The organism is Nocardiopsis sp. NPDC006832 (genome assembly GCF_040635885.1).
GTDB lineage: Bacteria > Actinomycetota > Actinomycetes > Streptosporangiales > Streptosporangiaceae > Nocardiopsis.
Genome location: NZ_JBEYLC010000030.1, coordinates 33,678 through 52,631, shown reverse-complemented (window position 1 = coordinate 52,631; position 18,954 = coordinate 33,678). Strand labels below are relative to the sequence as shown.

Here is an 18,954-nt window from a genome sequence, read left to right as displayed (position 1 = left end):
GGTGAAGAGCATCCGAAACGATCATGAGGTGGCCCGAGACCTGGCGAGCGAGGCCGGACAGCTGCTGCTGCGCCTACGAGCCCGCCACGGATTCGACGAGCCCGAGGTCCTGCGCACACTGGGCGACCGGACCTCGCACGAGTTCCTCTTCTCCACGCTCGGTCGCCTGCGACCCAGCGACGCGGTGTTGTCGGAGGAGGGCGCCGACGACCCGGCGCGACTGAACGCGCATCGCGTGTGGATCATCGATCCCCTCGACGGCACTCGGGAGTTCTCCGAGCCAGGTCGCACCGACTGGGCCGTGCACGTGGCGCTGTGGGAGAACGGCGACCTGGTCGCCGGGGCGGTCGCCCTGCCCGCGCAGGGCAGCTGCCTGTCCACGGTCGACCCACCGTGGTTGCCGGAGGAACGTCCGGAGGGGCAACGGCTGCGCATCACCGCCAGCCGGACCCGACCACCTGCCTTCGTGCAGCGCATGGCGACCCAGTTGGGCGCCGAGGTCATCCCGATGGGGTCGGCGGGGGCGAAGATCTGCGCCGTGCTGCTCGGCATGGCCGACATCTACGTGCACGCGGGCGGCCAGTACGAGTGGGACAGCGCGGCCCCGGTCGCGGTCGCGCGCGCCGCCGGGCTGCACACCTCCCGGATCGACGGCTCCGAACTTCGCTATAACGTAGCCGACCCACTACTCCCCGATGTCCTTGTATGTCGATCGGAATTGTCGGGTATGTTGTTGGCTAGCATCCGCGACGGCGCGGACCTTGACAGCGCCGGCCCTCACGCGGGGGGCTGACCGAACGATCCTCCGCGGTGGGTCCGGCCATGTGTGTCGGTACTTCTAAGGCGGGTTTCATGGGTCAGGCCAGTCAGCAGACCCTCGGGCGTTACCAGCTCTCCCAGCTGGACGTGCTCGAGGCAGAGTCCATCTTCATCATGCGCGAGGTGGCCGCGGAGTTCGAGCGGCCCGTGCTGCTCTTCTCCGGTGGCAAGGACTCTCTCGTCATGCTGCGTCTGGCCGAGAAGGCGTTCTGGCCGGGAGCGATCCCGTTTCCCGTGATGCACGTGGACACCGGCCACAACTTCGAGGAGGTCATCGACTTCCGCGACCGCCGTGTGGCCGAGGCGGGGGTGCGCCTGGTCATCGCCTCGGTGCAGGAGCAGATCGACGCGGGCAAGGTGGTGGAGCCCACCGGGCGCTGGGCCGGCCGCAACCGGCTCCAGACCTCGGCCCTGTTGGAGGCCATCGAGGAGAACGGCTTCGACGCGGCCTTCGGTGGTGCCCGTCGAGACGAGGAGAAGGCCCGGGCCAAGGAACGGGTCTTCTCCTTCCGGGACGAGTTCGGCCAGTGGGACCCCAAGAACCAGCGTCCCGAGCTGTGGGACGTGTACAACACCCGGATCAACCGCGACGAGCACATCCGGGTCTTCCCCATCTCCAACTGGACCGAGCTGGACGTGTGGGAGTACATCAAGCGCGAGCGGCTGGAGCTGCCCTCCATCTACCACGCGCACGAGCGCAGCGTGTTCGAGCGCGACGGCATCCTCCTCGCCGACTCCCCGCTCATCCACCGCGACGAGACCGAGGTCCCCTTCGTCGAGACCGTCCGCTACCGCACCGTCGGCGACCTGACCTGCACGGGCGCGGTCAAGTCCAACGCGGTGGAGCTGGAGGACATCATCGCCGAGATCGCGGCGACCCGGATCACCGAGCGTGGTCAGACGCGGGCGGACGATCGGGCCAGTGAGGCCGCCATGGAGGACCGCAAGCGCGAGGGCTACTTCTAGTCGTGTTCGGGCGCCCTAAAAGTCCTAAGAGTCAGGAACCTTCGGTGTCTACGCTTCGACCTTCTCACTCCTCGCACATTGGACCAGGTACATGACCAACGACATCCTGCGGTTCGCCACGGCGGGCTCCGTCGACGACGGCAAGAGCACCCTCATCGGCCGACTGCTGTACGACTCCAAGTCGATCTTCGAGGACCAACTCGACGCCGTGGAGCGCACCAGCGTCGCCCGCGGTGAGGAACAGACCAACCTGGCGCTGCTCACCGACGGTCTACGAGCCGAGCGCGAACAGGGCATCACCATCGACGTGGCCTACCGCTACTTCGCCACGCCCAAGCGCACGTTCATCATCGCCGACACCCCCGGGCACCTCCAGTACACCCGGAACATGGTCACCGGCGCCTCCACCGCGGACCTGGCGATCATCCTGGTGGACGCCCGCAAGGGTCTTCAGGAACAGAGCCGTCGCCACGCCTTCCTCACCACCCTCCTCCAGGTGCCGCACCTGGTGCTGGCGGTGAACAAGATGGACCTGGTCGACTACTCCCAGGACCGCTTCGAGGAGATCAAGGCCGAGTTCACCGAGTTCGCCGCCAAGCTGGACACGCGCGACCTGACGTTCGTGCCGATCTCGGCGCTGCACGGCGACAACGTGGTGAGCAGGTCCGAGAACACGCCCTGGTACGCGGGCCCCTCGCTGCTGCACCACCTGGAGAACGTGCACATCGCCTCGGACCGCAACCTCATCGACGCGCGCTTCCCGGTGCAGTACGTCATCCGTCCGCACAGGTCGGACGATCCCGAACTGCACGACTACCGCGGCTACGCCGGCCGGCTCGCCGGTGGTGTGCTCAAGCCTGGCGACGAGGTCACCCACCTGCCCTCGGGACTGTCCACGCGGGTGTCGCGGATCCTCACCGCCGACGGCGAGGTCTCCGAGGCCTTCTCGCCCATGTCGGTCACCCTCCTGTTGGAGGACGACATCGACATCTCCCGGGGCGACATGATCTGCCGCCCCAACAACACCCCGACCGTCTCCCAGGACATCGAGGCGATGGTGTGCTGGATGACGGACACCCGAAAGCTCACCCCGCGCTCCAAGCTCATCGTCAAGCACACGACCCGTACCGCGAAGGTGATGGTCAAGGATCTGCGCTATCGGTTGGACGTCAACTCGCTGCACCGTGACGAGCGGGCCGACCACCTGGCGCTCAACGAGATCGGTCGGGTCCGACTGCGCTCCACCCAGCCGTTGTTCGTGGACGAGTACACGAAGAACCGGCAGACCGGCGGGTTCATCCTCATCGACGAGGCCACCAACGTCACGGTGGGCGCCGGGATGGTGGTCAAGGCCGAGTAGCGTTCGGCCGTCCAGACACGCTTCGTGAACGGGATCGTCCTCGGACGGTCCCGTTCTCGTGTTCCGGTCGGGAAGGATGATCCGATCGCGTCGAACAAAGGTGAAATGTTACGTCTGGATTTCCGAACGTAAAGGTTTAGGATGCGGTTTTCCGGTTCGCGGTACCGAATTGATCCGTGTGAATGGTGTCCACCATGGGGTCGAAGTTACCGGGCGTTAGGGCCGGTTATGAGGGTGGCGGTCTGGCGGTTTGTCAGGCCGGGGCGGCGGTTTCGGCGCCCTTTGTCAGACATGGGATGAATGAGACTCGAAGAAAAAAATCTCCACAAGTATGGAAATCGAGGTTCAAGTCTGCCTAAAGTGTCCAAATCACAGGCAGTTCGCAATCGAGCGAATACGCACGGTGAGAACGGTCTGTGTTGGAACCCCCATCACCCCCACAAGGAGGAAACCGCGTGAAGAAGCACCCCACCCGCAGGGTTGCCATCGGCGCCGTCGCGGTCGGCGCGCTCACCATCCCCATGGCCCTCACCGGGGCCACCGCCGCCGGCGCCGACGACCTCGCGCCGGTCTACACCACCTCCTCCGCCACGGGCAGCGACTGGTTCGTCGTCCTGGAGGACTCGATCACCACTTCCTCGGTCTCCCCTTCGTCCCTGGGGATCTCCTCCGACCAGGTGAACCACACCTATGAAGAGGTCATCAACGGCTACTCGGCTTCGCTGAGCGGCTCCGAGGTCCAGGACCTGCGGGCCCAGGACGGCGTCGCCTACATCGAGCAGGTCGGCGAGGCCGAGATCAACCTCACCTGGGGTCTCGACCGGATCGACCAGGAGGACCTGCCCCTGGACGACTCCTACACCACCGAGGCCGACGGCTCCGGCAGCACGGTCTACGTCATCGACACCGGCATCGACCCGGAGCACCCCGAGTTCGGTGGCCGCGCCTCGGTCGGCTTCGACGCCAGCGGTGGCGACGGCATGGACGGACAGGGCCACGGCACCCACGTCGCCGGTACGGTCGGTTCCGAGACCTACGGTGTCGCCCCCGGCGCCGACCTGGTCGGCGTGAAGGTCCTGGGCGACGACGGCTCCGGTTCCTACGACGACGTCATCGCCGGTATCGACTGGGTGGCCGAGAACGCCGAGGCCGGCGCCGTGGCCAACATGTCGCTGGGCGGCCCCGCCTCCCAGGCCGTCGACGACGCCGTCAACAACCTGTCGGCCTCCGGTGTGTTCGTGGCCGTGGCCGCGGGCAACGAGAGCCAGGACACCGACAACGTCTCCCCGGGCGGTGCCGAGGGTGTCGTCTCCGTCGGTGCCTCCGACGAGAGCGACGCCGCCGCGTCCTTCTCCAACTACGGCCCCGCCGTCGACATCTACGCCCCGGGCGTGGACGTCGAGTCGACCATCCCCGGTGGCGGGACCGACACCTACAGCGGCACCTCGATGGCCAGCCCGCACGTCGCCGGCGCCGCCGCTCTGTACAAGAGCGGACAGGGTGACGACGACCAGGACACCATCCTGGACTGGATGACCACCAACGGTGGCGACGACAAGCTGAGCGGCGTGCCCAGCGACACCGTCAACCTTCTGCTGAACGTCGAGGGTCTGTAGGACCCACCGCGTTGTGGAGACCCCGCGCGTCCGCAACACGGACTGATCGACAGCCGACGGGACGGCCCCGGGCCAGAGGTTCCATCCTCCGGCCCGGGGCCGCGTCAGTCCACGAGGTCACCGAGGCGTTCTCGTAGTTCCTCACCCCGGGCGTCGCCCTCCGGGAAGAACACGGCCGGTCGGCCCGGCGGCGCGGGCACGGTCACCTCCTCGTCGCCCTCGTGTCGATCGCCGCTCCACAGGTGTCGCCAGGTGCCGGGCGGCAACGTCACCGTCACCTCCGACTCTCCGGCTCCGAGCACCGGCGCGACCAGGAACGAGTCGCCGAAGAGGAACACCTCGTCCGAACGGGCCGCCGCGCTGTCGGGGTGACGCAGCCACACGTGCCGCAGTACCGGCATACCGGTCTCCACCGCCTCGGCGACCACCCCACGGCGATACTCGGCCAGGGCCTCGAAGACCCGGGTCTGTTCGGCGAAGGCCTCGCGAGAGTCGGCGTCGTACACCTGGGCGTTGCTTCCCGGCAGGTTCCCCTCGTGCGTGCGCAGCACCGGCCCCCACACGTTGGTCTCCACCCAACGCAGGAGCAGTTCTCGGTCCCGCGACACCCCCACGAGCGGTTGGTCCAGGCCGGTGTACCCGCCCGTGTCGCTGTGGTTCAGGGTCATCCCCGACACCCCGGCCGACAACAGGCCCCGAATCGCCGAACCGAACCCGTCGTGCCGATCGAAGGTGACCAACTGGTCCCCGGCCCAGAACAGGCCCGCGTGCGCGGCCGAACCCGCTCCGGCGGAGCGGTGGAACACCAGGGCGTCGGGGATCCCGGCAGTTTCACGGGCCTCCTGGTTGAGCCGTGCCCACTCCACCGGCCAACGGTTGTGCCACTCCTTGGGATCCCCGTCGTGCAGCACCGCGTCCAGCGGCAGCCCTTCGGCGAAGTCCGCCATCCACCCCGAAGCCCCGGCCCCGGCGACCTCGTCGACGATCACGTCGCGGAACCACTCCCACGCGTCCGGATGGGTCAGGTCCACCAGGGCCGCCTCGAACCCGCCCTGGTCCAGAAGGTAGGGGCCGCCGTCGGGACGGGCCACGAGGAAGCCCGCGGCCAACGCCTCGTGGAACAGGTCGCGCCGGGCGGGATCGGGTTTGTCGGAGGTGTCCACCACGAACGGGTTGACGTAGGTGAGCATCCGGATGCCGTCCGCGTCCAGCTCGGCGACCAGCTCCTCCCACCCCGGATAGCGTTCGCGGTCCAGGACCCAGTTCCACCACAGGCGCTCACCGAACCCGGTCCGCCGCTGCCCGGACCAGTCCTGTACCCACACACCGGTGATCCGGGCCCCGGCCGCGCGCAGGTCGGCCACGGCGGCGCGTACGGCCTCGGTGCCGCCCTGGACCCCGACGACGGCGCCCTCGCCGGACCACTCGGCGAGGGGTTCGGGTCGCCCGGTGTCCTCGGTGTGCGCCCGTAGCAGGTCGGCGGGTGTGTCCCCCGAGTACAGGGTCGCTCGGACCGAGGGGCGCCACACCTCCACGTCGAAGCGGTCGTTCGGACGTAGGTCGAAGGCGCTCGGGTGGTGGGTGTCCACCGACACCGCGCGCAGGGCGTCGGTGACGGCGAAGGGGATGGCGGCGTAGGTGGTCTCCGGCGCGCCACCGCCGCCCTGGGTGAGTTCGGCGAGGGTGGTGAGGGGTTCGCGACCGCGCCCCACCCCCTGCTCGCGCACCACGACGGGCACGTAGCGGCCGGTGAGGTCGAAGTCGGTGAACTGGGCGCCGAGTCCGTGTATCCCCTCCTCGGCCGCGCGGTCGAAACGCAGCAGTACAAGGTCGCCGCCGAGGACCTCCACCTCGACCCCCAGACGCTCTCGGTCCACCGAGCGCAGGGTGAGCGTGTACTCGGAACCCTCGACGGATCCGGGGCCGGCGAGCCGGCCGCGCAGGGTCACGTTCCGGGTGTCGTGGGCCAGTTCGGTGACGGTCTGGTCCGTCCCGGCGAAGTCGAGGACGCGTTCGGAGGAGAAGTGGCCCACGTGTTCGTGCCAGGTGAGCGAGCCGTGGACCACTGCGAGGAAGGCGCTTCCGGAAGCCCACAGGGAGCGATCACGGTGGTCGCGCAGGTCCAGGCCGTTCTTCGTCAGGGTGATCCGGTGGTCACCGAAGGAAATGGTGGCGGGTACGTCGTCGGCCACGGTCAGGACCCCGGTGGCGAGTGGGATCGGGGGAGCGTAGCGGGCGCGGGCCGTGTGGTGGGCGACGACCGCCCCGACCCCGGCGGCTCCGACCACCGCGGCCAGGGTGAGGAACGCACGACGTGTCCAGGGGGATCGGGCCATAGGGGGTCTCTCCAGGTGCGTGAGCGTCGGGAGTGGCCCGGGTCACGTTATGACGCCCGGAGTCGCTTTGGGAAGGATGTGCTCCGAGAGCCGAGGGAATGGTGACCTTTCGCTCCGATGAAGTGACCGAAAGTAATACCCTGGGGATGTGGATGGATATCGACTGGTCTTCGTCGGGGGGATGGGCCGTTCCGGCTCGACCCTGATCGAGCGTCTCCTCGGAGAGCTGCCCGGGTTCTGTTCCGTCGGAGAGGTCGTGCACCTGTGGCGCCGCGGCCTGTTGGAGAACGAGCGCTGTGGCTGTGGCGCGACGTTCGCCGACTGCGGGTTCTGGGTGGAGGTCGGCAAGCGCGCCTTCGGTGGGTGGGAACGACTGGACCTGCCCCGGGTCCTGAGCCTGAAGGACAGCGTGGACCGCACCCGGTTCCTGCCGCTCCTGCTCAACGAGGCCGCCGACGAGAGTTCCGTCGCCGCGCGGGGCATGCGCTACACCGACCTGTACCACCGGCTCTACGCCGCCGTCGCCGAGATCTCCGGGGCGCGGGTGATCGTCGACGCCAGCAAGCACGCCTCCCTGGCGGCCTGTCTGCGGCGCCGCTACGGCGGTCGGATGCGACTGCTGCACGTGGTGCGCGACCCTCGCGCCGTGGCCCACTCCTGGAGCAAGAGGGTGGTTCGCCCCGACGCCACCGCCGCCAGCGAGGAACAGGAGATGGCGCGGTACACCGCGGGGCGCGCCGCGGTGCAGTGGATGACGCAGAACGCCTCGATGGACGCCCTGGCGCGGCTGGGGGTCCCCACCCTGAGGGTCCGTTACGAGGACTTCGTCGCCGATCCGGAGGCCGAGTTCGGGCGGATCGCGGAGTTCGCGGGTCACGACGGGCCGTCGCTCGCCCTGGGGGAGGGGGGAGTGCGCTTGTCCGTGGGGCACGCGATCTCGGGCAATCCGATGCGTTTTCGGAGCGGGCCCGTCGGTGTTCGGGCCGACCACCGTTGGCGAGAGGACCTGCCCTCCTGGCGGCGCCGTCTGGTCGCCGCGGTCACCACACCACTCCGCGGGCGCTATGGGTACTGATGTCCGCTGTGCGGCCGCGAGGGATGTTGTATATACGAAAAATAACGTATCGTCACTGATAGAACACTCTGAGTTGTGGTCAGGGAAATCAGGGGGCGATGCGCCGTGGGCGGCGGACCGGTACGAGGCATGGCGGCGACGGGGGCACTGCTCTTCGTCCTGGGACTGACCGGGACGGGCGACGAGCCGACGATCGCGGACACCCCGAGAGACGAACCGCTGCCGGGGGAGAGGTCCGCGTCCAACGCGTCGACCCTCCTGGGGCGGCCGCCCATCGTCGAGTCCGACTGCACCGTCTCCGACATCCTCGAACCCTCCTGCGGGGTCTGGTGGGGCGCCAGCCCCTACCAGGACGACATCACGCAGCTGGAGGAGGCGGCCGGTCGGGGCATGGACATCGTCTACACCTGGCGGGGTATCGACCAACCGCACGTGCCGAACCAGAGGGAACTCGACATGATCGCCGAGGGCCGGTACGTCCACACCAACATCGAGGCGCGGCGTTTCACCCGGGAGGGTCACCCCGACATCGACTACGCGGACATCCTCGCCGGGGAATTCGACTCGTCCCTGCGCTCCCAGGCCCGCACCATCGCCGACACCGAGGTCCCCTACTTCGTCACCTTCGACCACGAGGCCGACGCGAACAAGCGCTACAACAGCCGCGGTACCCCCGAGGAGTTCGTGAGCTCTTGGCGGCACATCGTCGACCTCTACCGGGAGGAGGGCGCCGACAACGTCATCTGGGTGTGGAACGTGACCGGCTGGGAGGGCAACCTCGACCGGCTCCCCGGCCTGTGGCCCGGCAACGACTACGTCGACTGGATCAGCTGGGAGGCGTACAACATGACCGGCTGCGACATCCAGCCGCACTGGACCGAGGTGTACTCCTTCGAGGAGGCCCTGGCCCCCGCCTACGAGTGGATCCAGGAGGAAGGGCCCGAACACGGGATCGACCCGGACAAGCCGGTGATGATCGGCGAGATGGGCACCACCGACATCGGCGCTCGTGAGACCTTCCAGTGGTACGCGGACATCCCCGAGGTCCTCAAGCGCTACGAACGCGTCCGCGCCGTCAAGGTTTGGGACAACAAGGTCTCCGATGGCTGCGACTTCCGCGTCAACGCCAACGAGCACGCCCGTCGCGGATTCGAACTGGCCGGCGAGGACCCCTATGTGAACCTGCCCGAACGCGTTCGCCGCCTCGCCGAGTTCGCCGAGTCCCGTAAGAACGACGAAGCCCGCGACTAGCCGCCGACGGGGCGGGACATGGCCCAGGTGCGGGGGCCGTCGTCGGGCAGGTCGTACTCGGCGGTCACCGTGAACCCGAGTGATTCGTAAAGACGGACGTTGGTGTCGGTCGAGGTCTCCAGGAAGGCGGGGACGCCCGCGTGGTCCGCCTCGCGCAGACCGACCTCGATGACACGACGGCCCAGCCCGCGTCCACGGGCTTCGGGGCGCACACCGACGCTGCCCAGGAACCAGGCTGTTCCGGCGGGGCGGTGTCGCTCCATGGTCCCCTCGGCCGACGCGTACGCCTCGGCGCGGTCCCCGGCCAGCTCGGCCAGGGTCGGCAGCAGCCGTTCCATGACCACGTCGGCCCCGCCGGAGTCCGGTGTGGACCACACGGCGACCGCGGCCAGGTCCTCGCTGACCCACACACGTCCGTGCGGCAGGCCGACCTCGGCGAGGAAGATCCGTTGGAACTCCCGGAGCCGGGTGAGGTGGTCGTCGGCGGAGATGGTGTGCCTGGTGAAGGGATAGTCCGCGAACGCCGCGGCCAACGTGTCCGCCGCCGCCGCGACGTCCTCGTCGGTGGCCTCTCTGATCATGTGCGCCCCCTCGCTCTCGTCCGGCCGTGTGCCGGACCCCATGAGCGGAGACTATCCGTCCACCTTCGGCGGAGACCACGTCTTTTCCCCAGTGGGTGACGCCGCCGGGGCGCGGTGCGGGAGCGCGCCCCGGCGGTGCTCAGACCCCCTTGCCGCGCAGGTGCAGTAGACGCAGGATCCATCCCGGCGGCACTCCGCAGACCACCAGGAACGCCACATGGGCGCGTCCTTCGAGTGGGCGGGTGCGCAGGGTGGTGCCGATCCACCTCAGCGCAGCCCCACGGTGCCCGGCCGAGGCCTCGGCGAAGGCGATCTGACCGGCGACGCGGGCGTATCCGCGCGGCACCACCCGGAACTCGGGGTACTTCTCCAGCAGCCAGCGCAGCGCGGTGGAGATGGTCTGCCACCGCTCGGAGAAGAACGACTTGCGGTGCCACAGCACCCGCACCCCCGCCTCGGGGACGTTGCGGATCGGTGCCCGCTTGGCCAGCCGCAGCAACAGCTCGTAGTCCTCGGCGTAGCTGCCCGGGATCTCCTCGCTCACCGTGCCGCAGCCGTCCACCATGGCGGACCGGCGGATGAGGAAGGAGGAGGGATGCAGCTCGGTCAGGCGCGACGCCAACAGGTCCCGATAGGTGACGTGGGTGCGGTCCAGGACCCGTTCGGTCTCGACCTTGTCGTAGACCACCCGGATTCCGCAGCACACCATCTCGGTCTCCGGCTCGGCCCGCAGGACCTCCACCTGGGTGCGCAGCTTGCCGGGCATCCAGGTGTCGTCGTCGTCGCAGAACGCCACGAGTTCGGTGTCGGCGGCCAGGACCCCGGTGTTCCGCGCCCCCGCCAGCCCCGGGGTGAGCGAGTTGGTCACCACCCGGACGGGTCGTTCGCCCTCGTCCCGGGCCAACGAGTCGTCGGGTCGGCTGTTGTCGAAGACCACGATGGCCGTGATCCGCCCCGGGTAATCCTGCTCGGCCACCGCCCGGAGCGTACGGCGCAGCAGCTCGGGGCGGTCCCGGGTGGGCACCACCACGGTCACCCGCGGCCACTCCTCGTCGGCGCCCGTCGGGTTGGTCCGGGGTTCGGGAGCCTCCTGTTCGCTGAGCAGGTCGATGAGCGTCCCGGCGCGTTCGGCCGCGTCGCCCGGGCCACTGTCGGCGGCCGGGTCCACCCGGAAGTCCGCCGGCGAGGACAACGCCTTGTCGATGAGGGCGTGCAACTGCTGGGCGGTCGAGCAGACGCGGGCCCGCCCGGCCCCCTCCAACCGGTCGGCGAACAGGAGCTGGTGGGCGTCGACGTGTTCGTCCAGCTCCGGATCGCGCGCCACCACGATCGGTAGGCGGCCCGCGGTCCGGGCCTGGATGATGGTGCCGGGCCCGCCGTGGCACACCACCACCCCGGCGCGCCCCATGGCCTCGGACAGCTCGTTCCCGGGCAGGAACGGCGATCCCGTGGCTCGGGACGGGGCCGCGCTGTGTCCGTGCTGGACGAGCACGCGCAGGTCGGGGTGGCGGCGGGCGTAGTCGTCGACCCAGCGCACGAGCCGGTCGAACGCGTGGTGGTCGGTTCCGACACTGACGACCACGTCGGGATGGGCGTCGTCGCCCCCGCGGCGGGGACGGTGGGATGTGGTCTGTTCGGTCACAGGAGCGGTCCTACGGTGATCGCGGTCGGCATGAACGAGCGCTGTTCCTCCCACTGGGCGAGGAACAGACGGGTGAACGGCCTGCAGAGCCGTGCGGTGAGCGTGGGGGTGTCGATGCGGTCGTAGACCTCGATGTAGACGGTCGGGATCCGCAGCAGCCACGCCAGGACGAAGAACGGCAGGGCCACCCCGGCCCCGGTGCTGACCACCACCGACGGGCGCCGTTCGCGCATCGTTCGCAGGGCGAGCCCGGTGTTGCGCAGCAGGTTGCCGACGTTGCGGGTGGTGGGGTGGTGGGCCCAACGGACCGACTCGTCACCGAGTACGGACTCGGCGTCGGGGGTGCGGAAGGTGACCCACACCCGCTCCTTCCCCCGCCACCAGGGGCGTAGCGAGCACAACTGGGTGAGGTGGCCGCCGCTGGAGGCCACTAGGAGAACCGGACGCGCGGACAATGCGTACTCCATTCATTGCTGTGGGTGATGAACGAAGAGGGGGGTCGGGGGAGGCTCGCAGGAGCGCGGATCACTTCCGTAGGTGGAGTTCGAGATGGTCGCGCGCCCACCAGAGCGAGGCCAGATGGCCGAGCGCGCCCACGCCCACGGCCAGGACCAGGGTGGGCAGCCCGCCACCGAGACCCGCCTCGGCCAGGAGCGGCAGCACGCCGAACCACACCAGGGTCCCGCCGACGGCCACCGACACCGGCCCGCTCACCGGGTGCAGTGCCACCGTGGTCCGTAGCTGCCACAGCGGCAGGACCTTACGCAGCAGGACGGCCGACACCAGGGCCACGGCGGCACCGGGTGCTCCGTGGGAGGGCACCAGCAGCACGCACACACCCACGTTGACCAGGAGGGAGAGCAGGTTGTTCAGCAGGTTCAGCCCGGTGCGTCCGGTCATGGTGAGGACCAGGTCGCCCATCCCCAGGACGGACGCGGCGAGTTGCCCGGCGCAGACGATCACCAGCACGGTCGCGCCGGTGTCGTACTCGGCGCCGAACAGCCGCATCACCTCGGGCGCGAACACCAGTGCCGACAGGTAGAGCGGCCAGGTCAGGCACACCAGCCAGGCCGTTCCCGCCTGGTACAGCGAACGGACCCCGGTGTGGTCGCGCGAGGCCAACAGTTCGGCGAAGCGCGGTTGGGCGGCGTTCAGCACCGCCTGGGTCCCGAACTGTCCCACCACCATGATCCGCGTGGCGGCGGTGAAGATCGCGGCGCCGGTCAACCCGCTCAACAACGCCACCATCACCACGCCGCCGCGCTGCACGCCCATCTGGGCCACCCCGCCCAGGGCCCGGGGCAGGGCGAAGGACCAGAACGCCGCCGGGGTGACCCGTTCGGCCTGCGTCCGCGCCCGATCCGACGCGCCGTCCGGATCGGGAGCCGTCCTATCGGGGCCCGCCCGGTGGACGATCCTGCCCAACCAGAACCAGGCCAGCACCGCCGCCGGCAGATACGGCCCGGCCCACGCCAGGGCGAGCAGCCCCGCCGAGCCGCTCAACACGATCAACCCCACCAGAACCAACTGCGCGGAGGGCCGACCGACCTTGTCCACCAGCGCCGTCGTCACCATGTCGTGGTGGGCGCGGGTGGCGGCCAGCGCGGAGTCCGTGAGCACGGCGAACGGCAGGAACACGGCGAGCAGGCGCAGGTACGCGGCCGCCTCCTCCGGGCCCAGGGCCTGGGCCAGGGGCCGGGCGAACACGAACAGGAGCAGCGCCACCACCAGCGACAGCACCACCGCCGGTCCCATGGCCGTCCTTAACAGCGCCGGAACACCCCCGGCCCGGCCGAACAGCCGCATTCGGGCGATGAAGTACACCAGCCCGTCCGGGGCGCCCAGGCCGGCCACCGCCGCCATGATGAGGAACACCGAGGTGGCGGAGAACAGCAACCCCGCGGTCTCCTGTGAGAAGGCCCGGGTGATCGCCACGATCAACGCGAGGTTGAGCGCGGCGCCCACCACCGCGCCGGCCATGTTCACCACACCGCCGCGCAGAACGCGCCGCAGCCCGCCGTCGGACCGGCGCTCGGAAGTCCTCACCGGCACCACGAGGGGGTTCGCCCCCACCAATGGGCCAACCGGGCGTCGTTCTCGGCGAACCTGGAGGTGAGCTCCGCTCGCAGGGACTCGGGCATCATCGCCCTCTTGCGGGCGTTGTGCCGCCCGGGTGGTTCCATCGAGACCGATGGCAGCTCCAGGAAACGGATGATCTCCGCCACCGTCCGGGAGGTGCCGTCGAACAGGTCGGCGTAGTCCACCACGTGCATCCGCTCGCGGCCGAGGTGACGTTCCATTCGGATCAACTGGTCCACGTAGTTCCCCCGTGCCACGTAGCCGTGGTGCTGGTGCGAGCGGGAGTAGTGGGTCGGGTCGGCGATCAGCCGTTCCTCCGCCCCGGACAGCCGCCGATCCTCCAACTCGATGGCGCGCGCGAACGGTTCGGTCTCGAAGCCCCGCGCGGTCTCGTGGGCGTGCGCCGAATACGCCCGCTCCACCGGGTCGCGCAGGATCACCACCACCTTCGTCTCCGGCAGTTCACGAGAGATCCGCTCCGCCGCGAGGGGGTGGAACAGGTAGTAGGGGCTGGACTCGAACACCCGGATCCGGGGGCGGCCCCATCGGGCGCGCAGGACGTTGCGCAGGGGAAAGTGCGACCGGTACCAGTCCAGGCCGTTGTGGTGTCCGGTGTCGAAGTAGTGGACACCCTTGCGCAGGACCGGGCCGGTGGCCGCGGGGTGCAGGTTCAACGTCTTGAACAGGGAGGTGGTCCCCGAACGTTGGGCACCACAGATGAGGAAGTCCGGCAGCGCCCTGGCGTGGCGGGTCATGCCGCCCAGCCCGTCGGCGATGGGCAGCAGAGCACGCTTGGCCGGCACGGCCAGGCGGATCAACATGGAGGTGGCCCGAGGCATCACGATTTCCTTCGATGAGAGGCGGATGGCGAAGAGGGTGTGAACGGGGTGGGACCACGCCGGATCAGCCGGCGTGGGCGGCTTCATGCGCGGCTCTCTCCTGGAGGCCCTCCAACGCGGGGAGCAGCCAGTCGTCGACCGCGGCGAGGTGGCCACCGCTCTCCGCCTGCCGGTCGTGCAGGTAGCGGGTGGCCAGGTCGATCAGGTACAGCGCCATCACCGTGGACACCGTGTGCGGACGCAGTCCGAGCTCGGCCATGAGGGGGTCGCGCAGCAGTCGTGAACCGCTGTCCAACCAGCGGTGGACCCCCGGATGGACCCCCGCCTGGACGCACTCGTTGAGGTTGTAGTGCAGCGCGTCGAACCCGGCGGGCGCGTCCATGGCCAGGCGTTCCCAGTCCCATACGAACGCGCGCCGCGCCGTACCGGCGATGTTCCACCGGGTCAGGTCGCCGTGCCAGGCACCGAAGGGCAGCAGTACGTCGGGCAGCCGGCGCAGCGCGGCGCGCAGGGGCGCGACCTCCGGGCGCGAACCCAGCTTGGCGATGCGTTCGTCCAGGGAACGCCGGTAGGGGCTCGCCGACAGGTGGCGCTCTCGGATCGGGGCGAGGGAGACGATCTGGGTGACGCAGCGCAGCAGCTGGCGGCGGGTGGGTCGGTCGGTCTGGTCGCCGACGGGCAGGGCCTCCTGCACCAGCAGGGGTTGGCCGTTCCACTCGCCGTCGTAGAGCAGACGGGGGACGGTCACGTCCCGCATCGGTCTCTCTGCCAGGTGACGCAGCGCCCGGGTCTCGGCCCGCACCAGCCGCGCGGTGAGTTCGTTGATGGCGACCTTGGCGTATCCGATGGTCCGCCCGCCCGGGGTGAGCAGCAGCAGGACCGGTTTGCGGTTGGCGCGCGGTGGTCCCACGTGGATGGCGATGGCGAGTTCGCGGTCGAGCGCGGTGGTGAGCGCGTGCTCGATGCCCGGACCCGCGCCCACGTAGAGGCGGTCGCGCAGCAGCAGCGGCGCCATCCCGGTGGCGAAGGCGCCCGCCAACACCAGGGTGCGCAGCCGTTCCTTGAGGGAGTGGCCCTGCGCGAACGAGGTGATGCCCCGGGTCGCCACCGAGCGGTTGCCCGCGGGCAGGATCACCCGCGGGTTGTGCGCGTTGGGTACCGGAAGGTACTGGTTGCCCCGGTCGCGGGGCGCCATGCGCAGCACACTGCCGTCTCCCTGCCCGAGTAGCCCGCCGCATGGCCACAGTACGGCGGCCAGATCGGTCAGGTAGGTGGTCTCGGTCCTCACCAGGCACCCCCGGCCCGCGCTGTCCGACGCCCGGCCACCAGGGGTTCCTCGACCCGCCACAGCAGGGCGACGGAGATCATGGTGACGGCGAGCGGGGACATGAGCGCGACGTAGAAGAACATGTACCAGAACAGAAGCAGCACGGTGAGCAGGGCGGCCTGCCCGACCAGGGTCGTCGCGGCCCGATACCGCCAGGCCACCAGTGCGAAGAACGCCACGAACAGGGCCGTGCCCACCCACCCGGAGGCGATGAGCGTCATCCACAGCTGACCGGCGTTGCCGATCACGTGCTGGCCACAGCCCGGGCACTCGGGGCTGGGGCCGATGGCGATCGAGTCGGAGCTGCCCAACCCCTCACGGGTGGTGCCCCAGCCCACGATCGGCGACAGGTCGGCGGCCTCCACCGACGCGGCGTTGGTGGCCGCGCGCCCGTCGTCGCTGTGCGGGTTCTCGGCCCGCTCGCGTACCACGTCCGCCAGCGGGGACACCGCCAGCGCGAGCAACAGCGTGATGGTGGCGACCACGCCGGCGCCCACCAACACCACCCGACCCCGACGCAGCGCCTGAGCGGCGCCGAAGGCCATTGAGAGCACCAGGCCGGCCCACAGGGCGCGGTTCAGCGAGTACACGATCGGGGCCACCGACACCGCGGCCGCGAGGAGCGCGCCCCAACGTGCCCAGCCGGTCCCCTGGGCCACCCAGGCCACCATGAGCCACACCAACAGCAGGGAGAGCATGTAGCCCCAGATGTTGGTGTACTCCCAGGGGGCCTTCGGACGGGCCGACTCATATCCGAAGATGTCCATGACCTGCGCCGACGCGGGATGGATCAGCGTTTGCATGTAAGGGTCGGACACCAGGGCGCCCGGCAACAGGTATTCCAGTGGAGCGGTGAACTCGAACGTCGGCGCGAGCATCCCCAGGTAACCGCCGGCGATGGTGACCAGGCACAGTACCGCCAACGACCCCGCCACCAGACGGACCGGCAGTTCACGTTCGGTGAGGTTGCCGACGTAGAGCATCACCACGGTGAGCACCAGGTAGTTGATCACCCGCAGCATCGCGCCGGGGTAGCCGCCGCTGTCCGGCACCGTCCCGGGCATCTCCACCGACACCAACGCCGAACCGAGCATCGTCCACACCAGGAACAGCGCCCACAACCAGAACCAGGGTGGTACCCGCAGGCCCACCGCGCGGTGTCGGCGCACCAGTTCGGCGAGCATCGGCACCGCGAACAGCCAGTAGGCGAACTGGCCCATCCCGAGCGCCCACCACAGTGGATACCCGGCCAACAACCAGATGAGCGGCCACCCGGTCGCCGGGGTGGCTCCGGCTCGTGCGGTGACCTGCCAGGTCACGCCCGCCGAACGCGTCCCCCCAGAGGCCGCGCCCAGGGCCGTCAACGCCGGGATCCGACGGACGCGGACCCACCGGCGGCCGGCAGCGCCGCCTCACACGACCGGTCGGTGGTGGTCCTGGACTCACTGGGCGGACGCGGCGCGGGCGGCACCGGCATGGGCGGAGTCGGGACGGGTCCGGGGCCGGGCTGGCGCGGAACCGTGATCGAACCGGGGACGGTCACCCCGAACCGGGCTCCCGCGGTGACCAGGTCGGTCAGGTCCGAACGCAGGCTCAGGCCCAGTTCCACCACCGGTACCAACAGGTCGGCGGAGGCGGCGAGGGCGTGGACGTCGGCGCGCTCCCCGGCGGAGGCGGTGGCCACGACCACGAAGCCCGCGCGCGAACGCAGCAGGTCGACGAGTTCGGCGGCGCCGCTCTGGAGGGGCGCCACGGCGCCGGTGGACCCATGCCGCAGTACTCGCAGCCTGGGCGTGTGGGCGGGGTGCGTCGCCAACTCGGCGGGGTCCTCCCCATCGACGAGGACGTCGGCCAGGCCGGGGCCATCGGGCAGCCCGAGGAGTTCCCGGGCGGAGTCGGTGCGCGGGTCCGCGCAGACCAGCAGGGTGTCGGCGCCGCCACGGGCCAGCGCGGCGGCCAGGTTCACCGCGGCGGCGGTACCGGCGCGCCCGGGGGTGGTTCCGGTGACCATGATCACCCGCCCCTGAGCGGGTTCGTCGGCCTCGGTGCCGCCGTCATCGGTCCCGGCCGTTCGGGCCCGGACCAGGTGCGCGAACTCGTTGGCCCGCTGCCCGGCCGGGGTGGTGTCGTCGAGCAGTCCGGGTGAACGGCCGGACTGCTTCCCGGGGGCGGACAGGTCGAGCAGGACGGGCAGGGCGCCGATCCGCTCGGTCTCCTCGACGTCCCGCAGGCGCGGGTCCATCCGGTCGCGGATCACGGCGGCCAGGAGGCCGACCAGTAGACCGAGCGCGGCGCCCGCGACGGTCCACAAGGTCAGGATGGGGGAGGAGGGCGACTCGGGAAGCGAAGCGGGGGTGATGACCTGGCCGGGGGAGACCGTCTCGCGCAGGGCGCTCAGGGGGGTGATGCCGTTGCCGATGTCGGCGATCTCCTGACGAAGGGCCTCGGCGTCGGCGTCCGTACCGGCGGTCCCCGGGCCCGCCCCGGTCGATTCGGTCAGTTCGTCGTAACGGTCCTGCTGTTCGGCGCGCAGGGCCTCCAACCGCCCCTCGATGAGGCTGTGGGCCTGGGCCTCCCGCTGCGCCAGGTACACGTCGGCGAGGGAATCGGCGCCCTCGCGTGCCAGTTCCGGGCTGCCCGCGGAGTAGCTCAGTTCCAGGATGTTGCTGTTGGGCGGAACGGTCACCTCGATGTTCTCGCGCACGTCCTCTGAGGTGAGTGAACCGGGGAGCTCCTCGGCGGTGGTTCCGGTCACCCGCTCCGAGAACACGATCTGGGCCTCACTGTCGAGGTTGACCTCGCCGGTCAGCCGGCCGGACCGTTCTCCGGTGAACTCCGCCATCTCGGTGGGGTGGACCTGGACCGACGCGACCGAGGTGTAGGTGGAGGGCACGGCGAGAGCCCCGGCGGTGGCGAGGACCAGGCCGCCGAGCACGCCGACGCACACGAGGCGCCGGCGGCGCCTCAACAGTGCGGTGTACTCCTTCAGTTCCGGTCCGGACGAGCCGGGGACGTCGGTGTCCATCGGGTCCTCTCCACGCAGACATGGCAGCACTTTTAGTG

The 18,954-nt window shown here is 69.9% G+C and carries 15 protein-coding genes; 6 read left to right on the top strand and 9 right to left on the bottom strand.

From position 1 onward, the window contains the following. The first annotated feature begins 1 nt into the window (after position 1). The 4 genes from ABZ717_RS15860 to ABZ717_RS15845 all read left to right on the top strand — a co-directional run bounded on the left by ABZ717_RS15860 (position 2) and on the right by ABZ717_RS15845 (position 4,761). Entirely contained in the window at positions 2-793 is a 792-nt protein-coding gene (locus ABZ717_RS15860; RefSeq protein WP_358510402.1) for a 3'(2'),5'-bisphosphate nucleotidase CysQ, read from the top strand. A 59-nt stretch (positions 794-852) separates the two neighbouring features. Then, positions 853-1,785 carry a sulfate adenylyltransferase subunit CysD gene (gene cysD / locus ABZ717_RS15855; protein WP_358510399.1) on the top strand — a complete coding sequence of 311 codons (933 nt, stop codon included), beginning with the start codon at positions 853-855 and terminating at the stop codon, positions 1,783-1,785. Positions 1,786-1,876: 91 nt separating this feature from the next. Continuing rightward, entirely contained in the window at positions 1,877-3,145 is a 1,269-nt protein-coding gene (cysN, locus tag ABZ717_RS15850) for a sulfate adenylyltransferase subunit CysN (RefSeq protein WP_358510396.1), read from the top strand. 455 nt (positions 3,146-3,600) lie between these two features. Then, positions 3,601-4,761: a S8 family peptidase gene (locus tag ABZ717_RS15845; protein WP_358510393.1), complete on the top strand. Its 1,161-nt coding sequence runs from the start codon at positions 3,601-3,603 to the stop codon at positions 4,759-4,761. A 104-nt stretch (positions 4,762-4,865) separates the two neighbouring features. Here ABZ717_RS15845 and ABZ717_RS15840 read toward each other — a convergent pair whose 3' ends face one another. Further along, positions 4,866-7,097, bottom strand: coding sequence for an alpha-glucosidase (locus tag ABZ717_RS15840; protein ID WP_358510390.1), 2,232 nt, complete (start codon positions 7,095-7,097; stop codon positions 4,866-4,868). 148 nt (positions 7,098-7,245) lie between these two features. On the opposite strand from ABZ717_RS15840, the gene ABZ717_RS15835 reads away from it, so the two are divergent. Together ABZ717_RS15835 and ABZ717_RS15830 are read left to right on the top strand one after the other, a co-directional pair. Further along, positions 7,246-8,172: a sulfotransferase gene (locus ABZ717_RS15835; protein WP_358510387.1), complete on the top strand. Its 927-nt coding sequence runs from the start codon at positions 7,246-7,248 to the stop codon at positions 8,170-8,172. 129 nt (positions 8,173-8,301) lie between these two features. Further along, complete coding sequence (locus tag ABZ717_RS15830) at positions 8,302-9,423, top strand: glycosyl hydrolase (protein WP_358510476.1); 1,122 nt, start codon at positions 8,302-8,304, stop codon at positions 9,421-9,423. Here the strand turns inward: ABZ717_RS15830 and ABZ717_RS15825 are convergent. The 8 genes from ABZ717_RS15825 to ABZ717_RS15790 all read right to left on the bottom strand — a co-directional run bounded on the left by ABZ717_RS15825 (position 9,420) and on the right by ABZ717_RS15790 (position 18,916). Beyond that, positions 9,420-10,004, bottom strand: coding sequence for a GNAT family N-acetyltransferase (locus tag ABZ717_RS15825; protein WP_358510473.1), 585 nt, complete (start codon positions 10,002-10,004; stop codon positions 9,420-9,422). The two genes, ABZ717_RS15830 and ABZ717_RS15825, sit on opposite strands and share 4 nt — an antisense overlap. 139 nt (positions 10,005-10,143) lie before the next feature. After that, positions 10,144-11,646, bottom strand: coding sequence for a glycosyltransferase (locus ABZ717_RS15820; protein ID WP_358510384.1), 1,503 nt, complete (start codon positions 11,644-11,646; stop codon positions 10,144-10,146). Next, positions 11,643-12,101, bottom strand: coding sequence for a UDP-N-acetylglucosamine--LPS N-acetylglucosamine transferase (locus ABZ717_RS15815; RefSeq protein ID WP_358510381.1), 459 nt, complete (start codon positions 12,099-12,101; stop codon positions 11,643-11,645). Before ABZ717_RS15815 ends, ABZ717_RS15820 begins: the two co-directional genes overlap by 4 nt. A gap of 70 nt (positions 12,102-12,171) precedes the next feature. Then, a complete protein-coding gene (locus ABZ717_RS15810; RefSeq protein WP_358510379.1) occupies positions 12,172-13,692 on the bottom strand; it encodes a polysaccharide biosynthesis C-terminal domain-containing protein in 1,521 nt (506 codons plus the stop codon). Then, positions 13,689-14,564, bottom strand: a complete 876-nt coding sequence (locus ABZ717_RS15805; protein WP_358510376.1) for a sulfotransferase domain-containing protein — start codon at positions 14,562-14,564, stop codon at positions 13,689-13,691. The genes ABZ717_RS15810 and ABZ717_RS15805 overlap by 4 nt, the downstream gene beginning before the upstream one ends. Before the next feature lie 64 nt (positions 14,565-14,628). Further along, positions 14,629-15,852 (bottom strand): aminoglycoside phosphotransferase, encoded by a 1,224-nt coding sequence (locus ABZ717_RS15800; protein ID WP_358510373.1) that lies wholly within the window; start codon positions 15,850-15,852, stop codon positions 14,629-14,631. Further along, a complete protein-coding gene (locus ABZ717_RS15795) occupies positions 15,849-17,111 on the bottom strand; it encodes a ligase (protein ID WP_358510470.1) in 1,263 nt (420 codons plus the stop codon). The genes ABZ717_RS15800 and ABZ717_RS15795 overlap by 4 nt, the downstream gene beginning before the upstream one ends. Before the next feature lie 140 nt (positions 17,112-17,251). After that, a complete protein-coding gene (locus tag ABZ717_RS15790) occupies positions 17,252-18,916 on the bottom strand; it encodes a chain length determinant family protein (protein WP_358510370.1) in 1,665 nt (554 codons plus the stop codon). Positions 18,917-18,954: the final 38 nt, after the last annotated feature.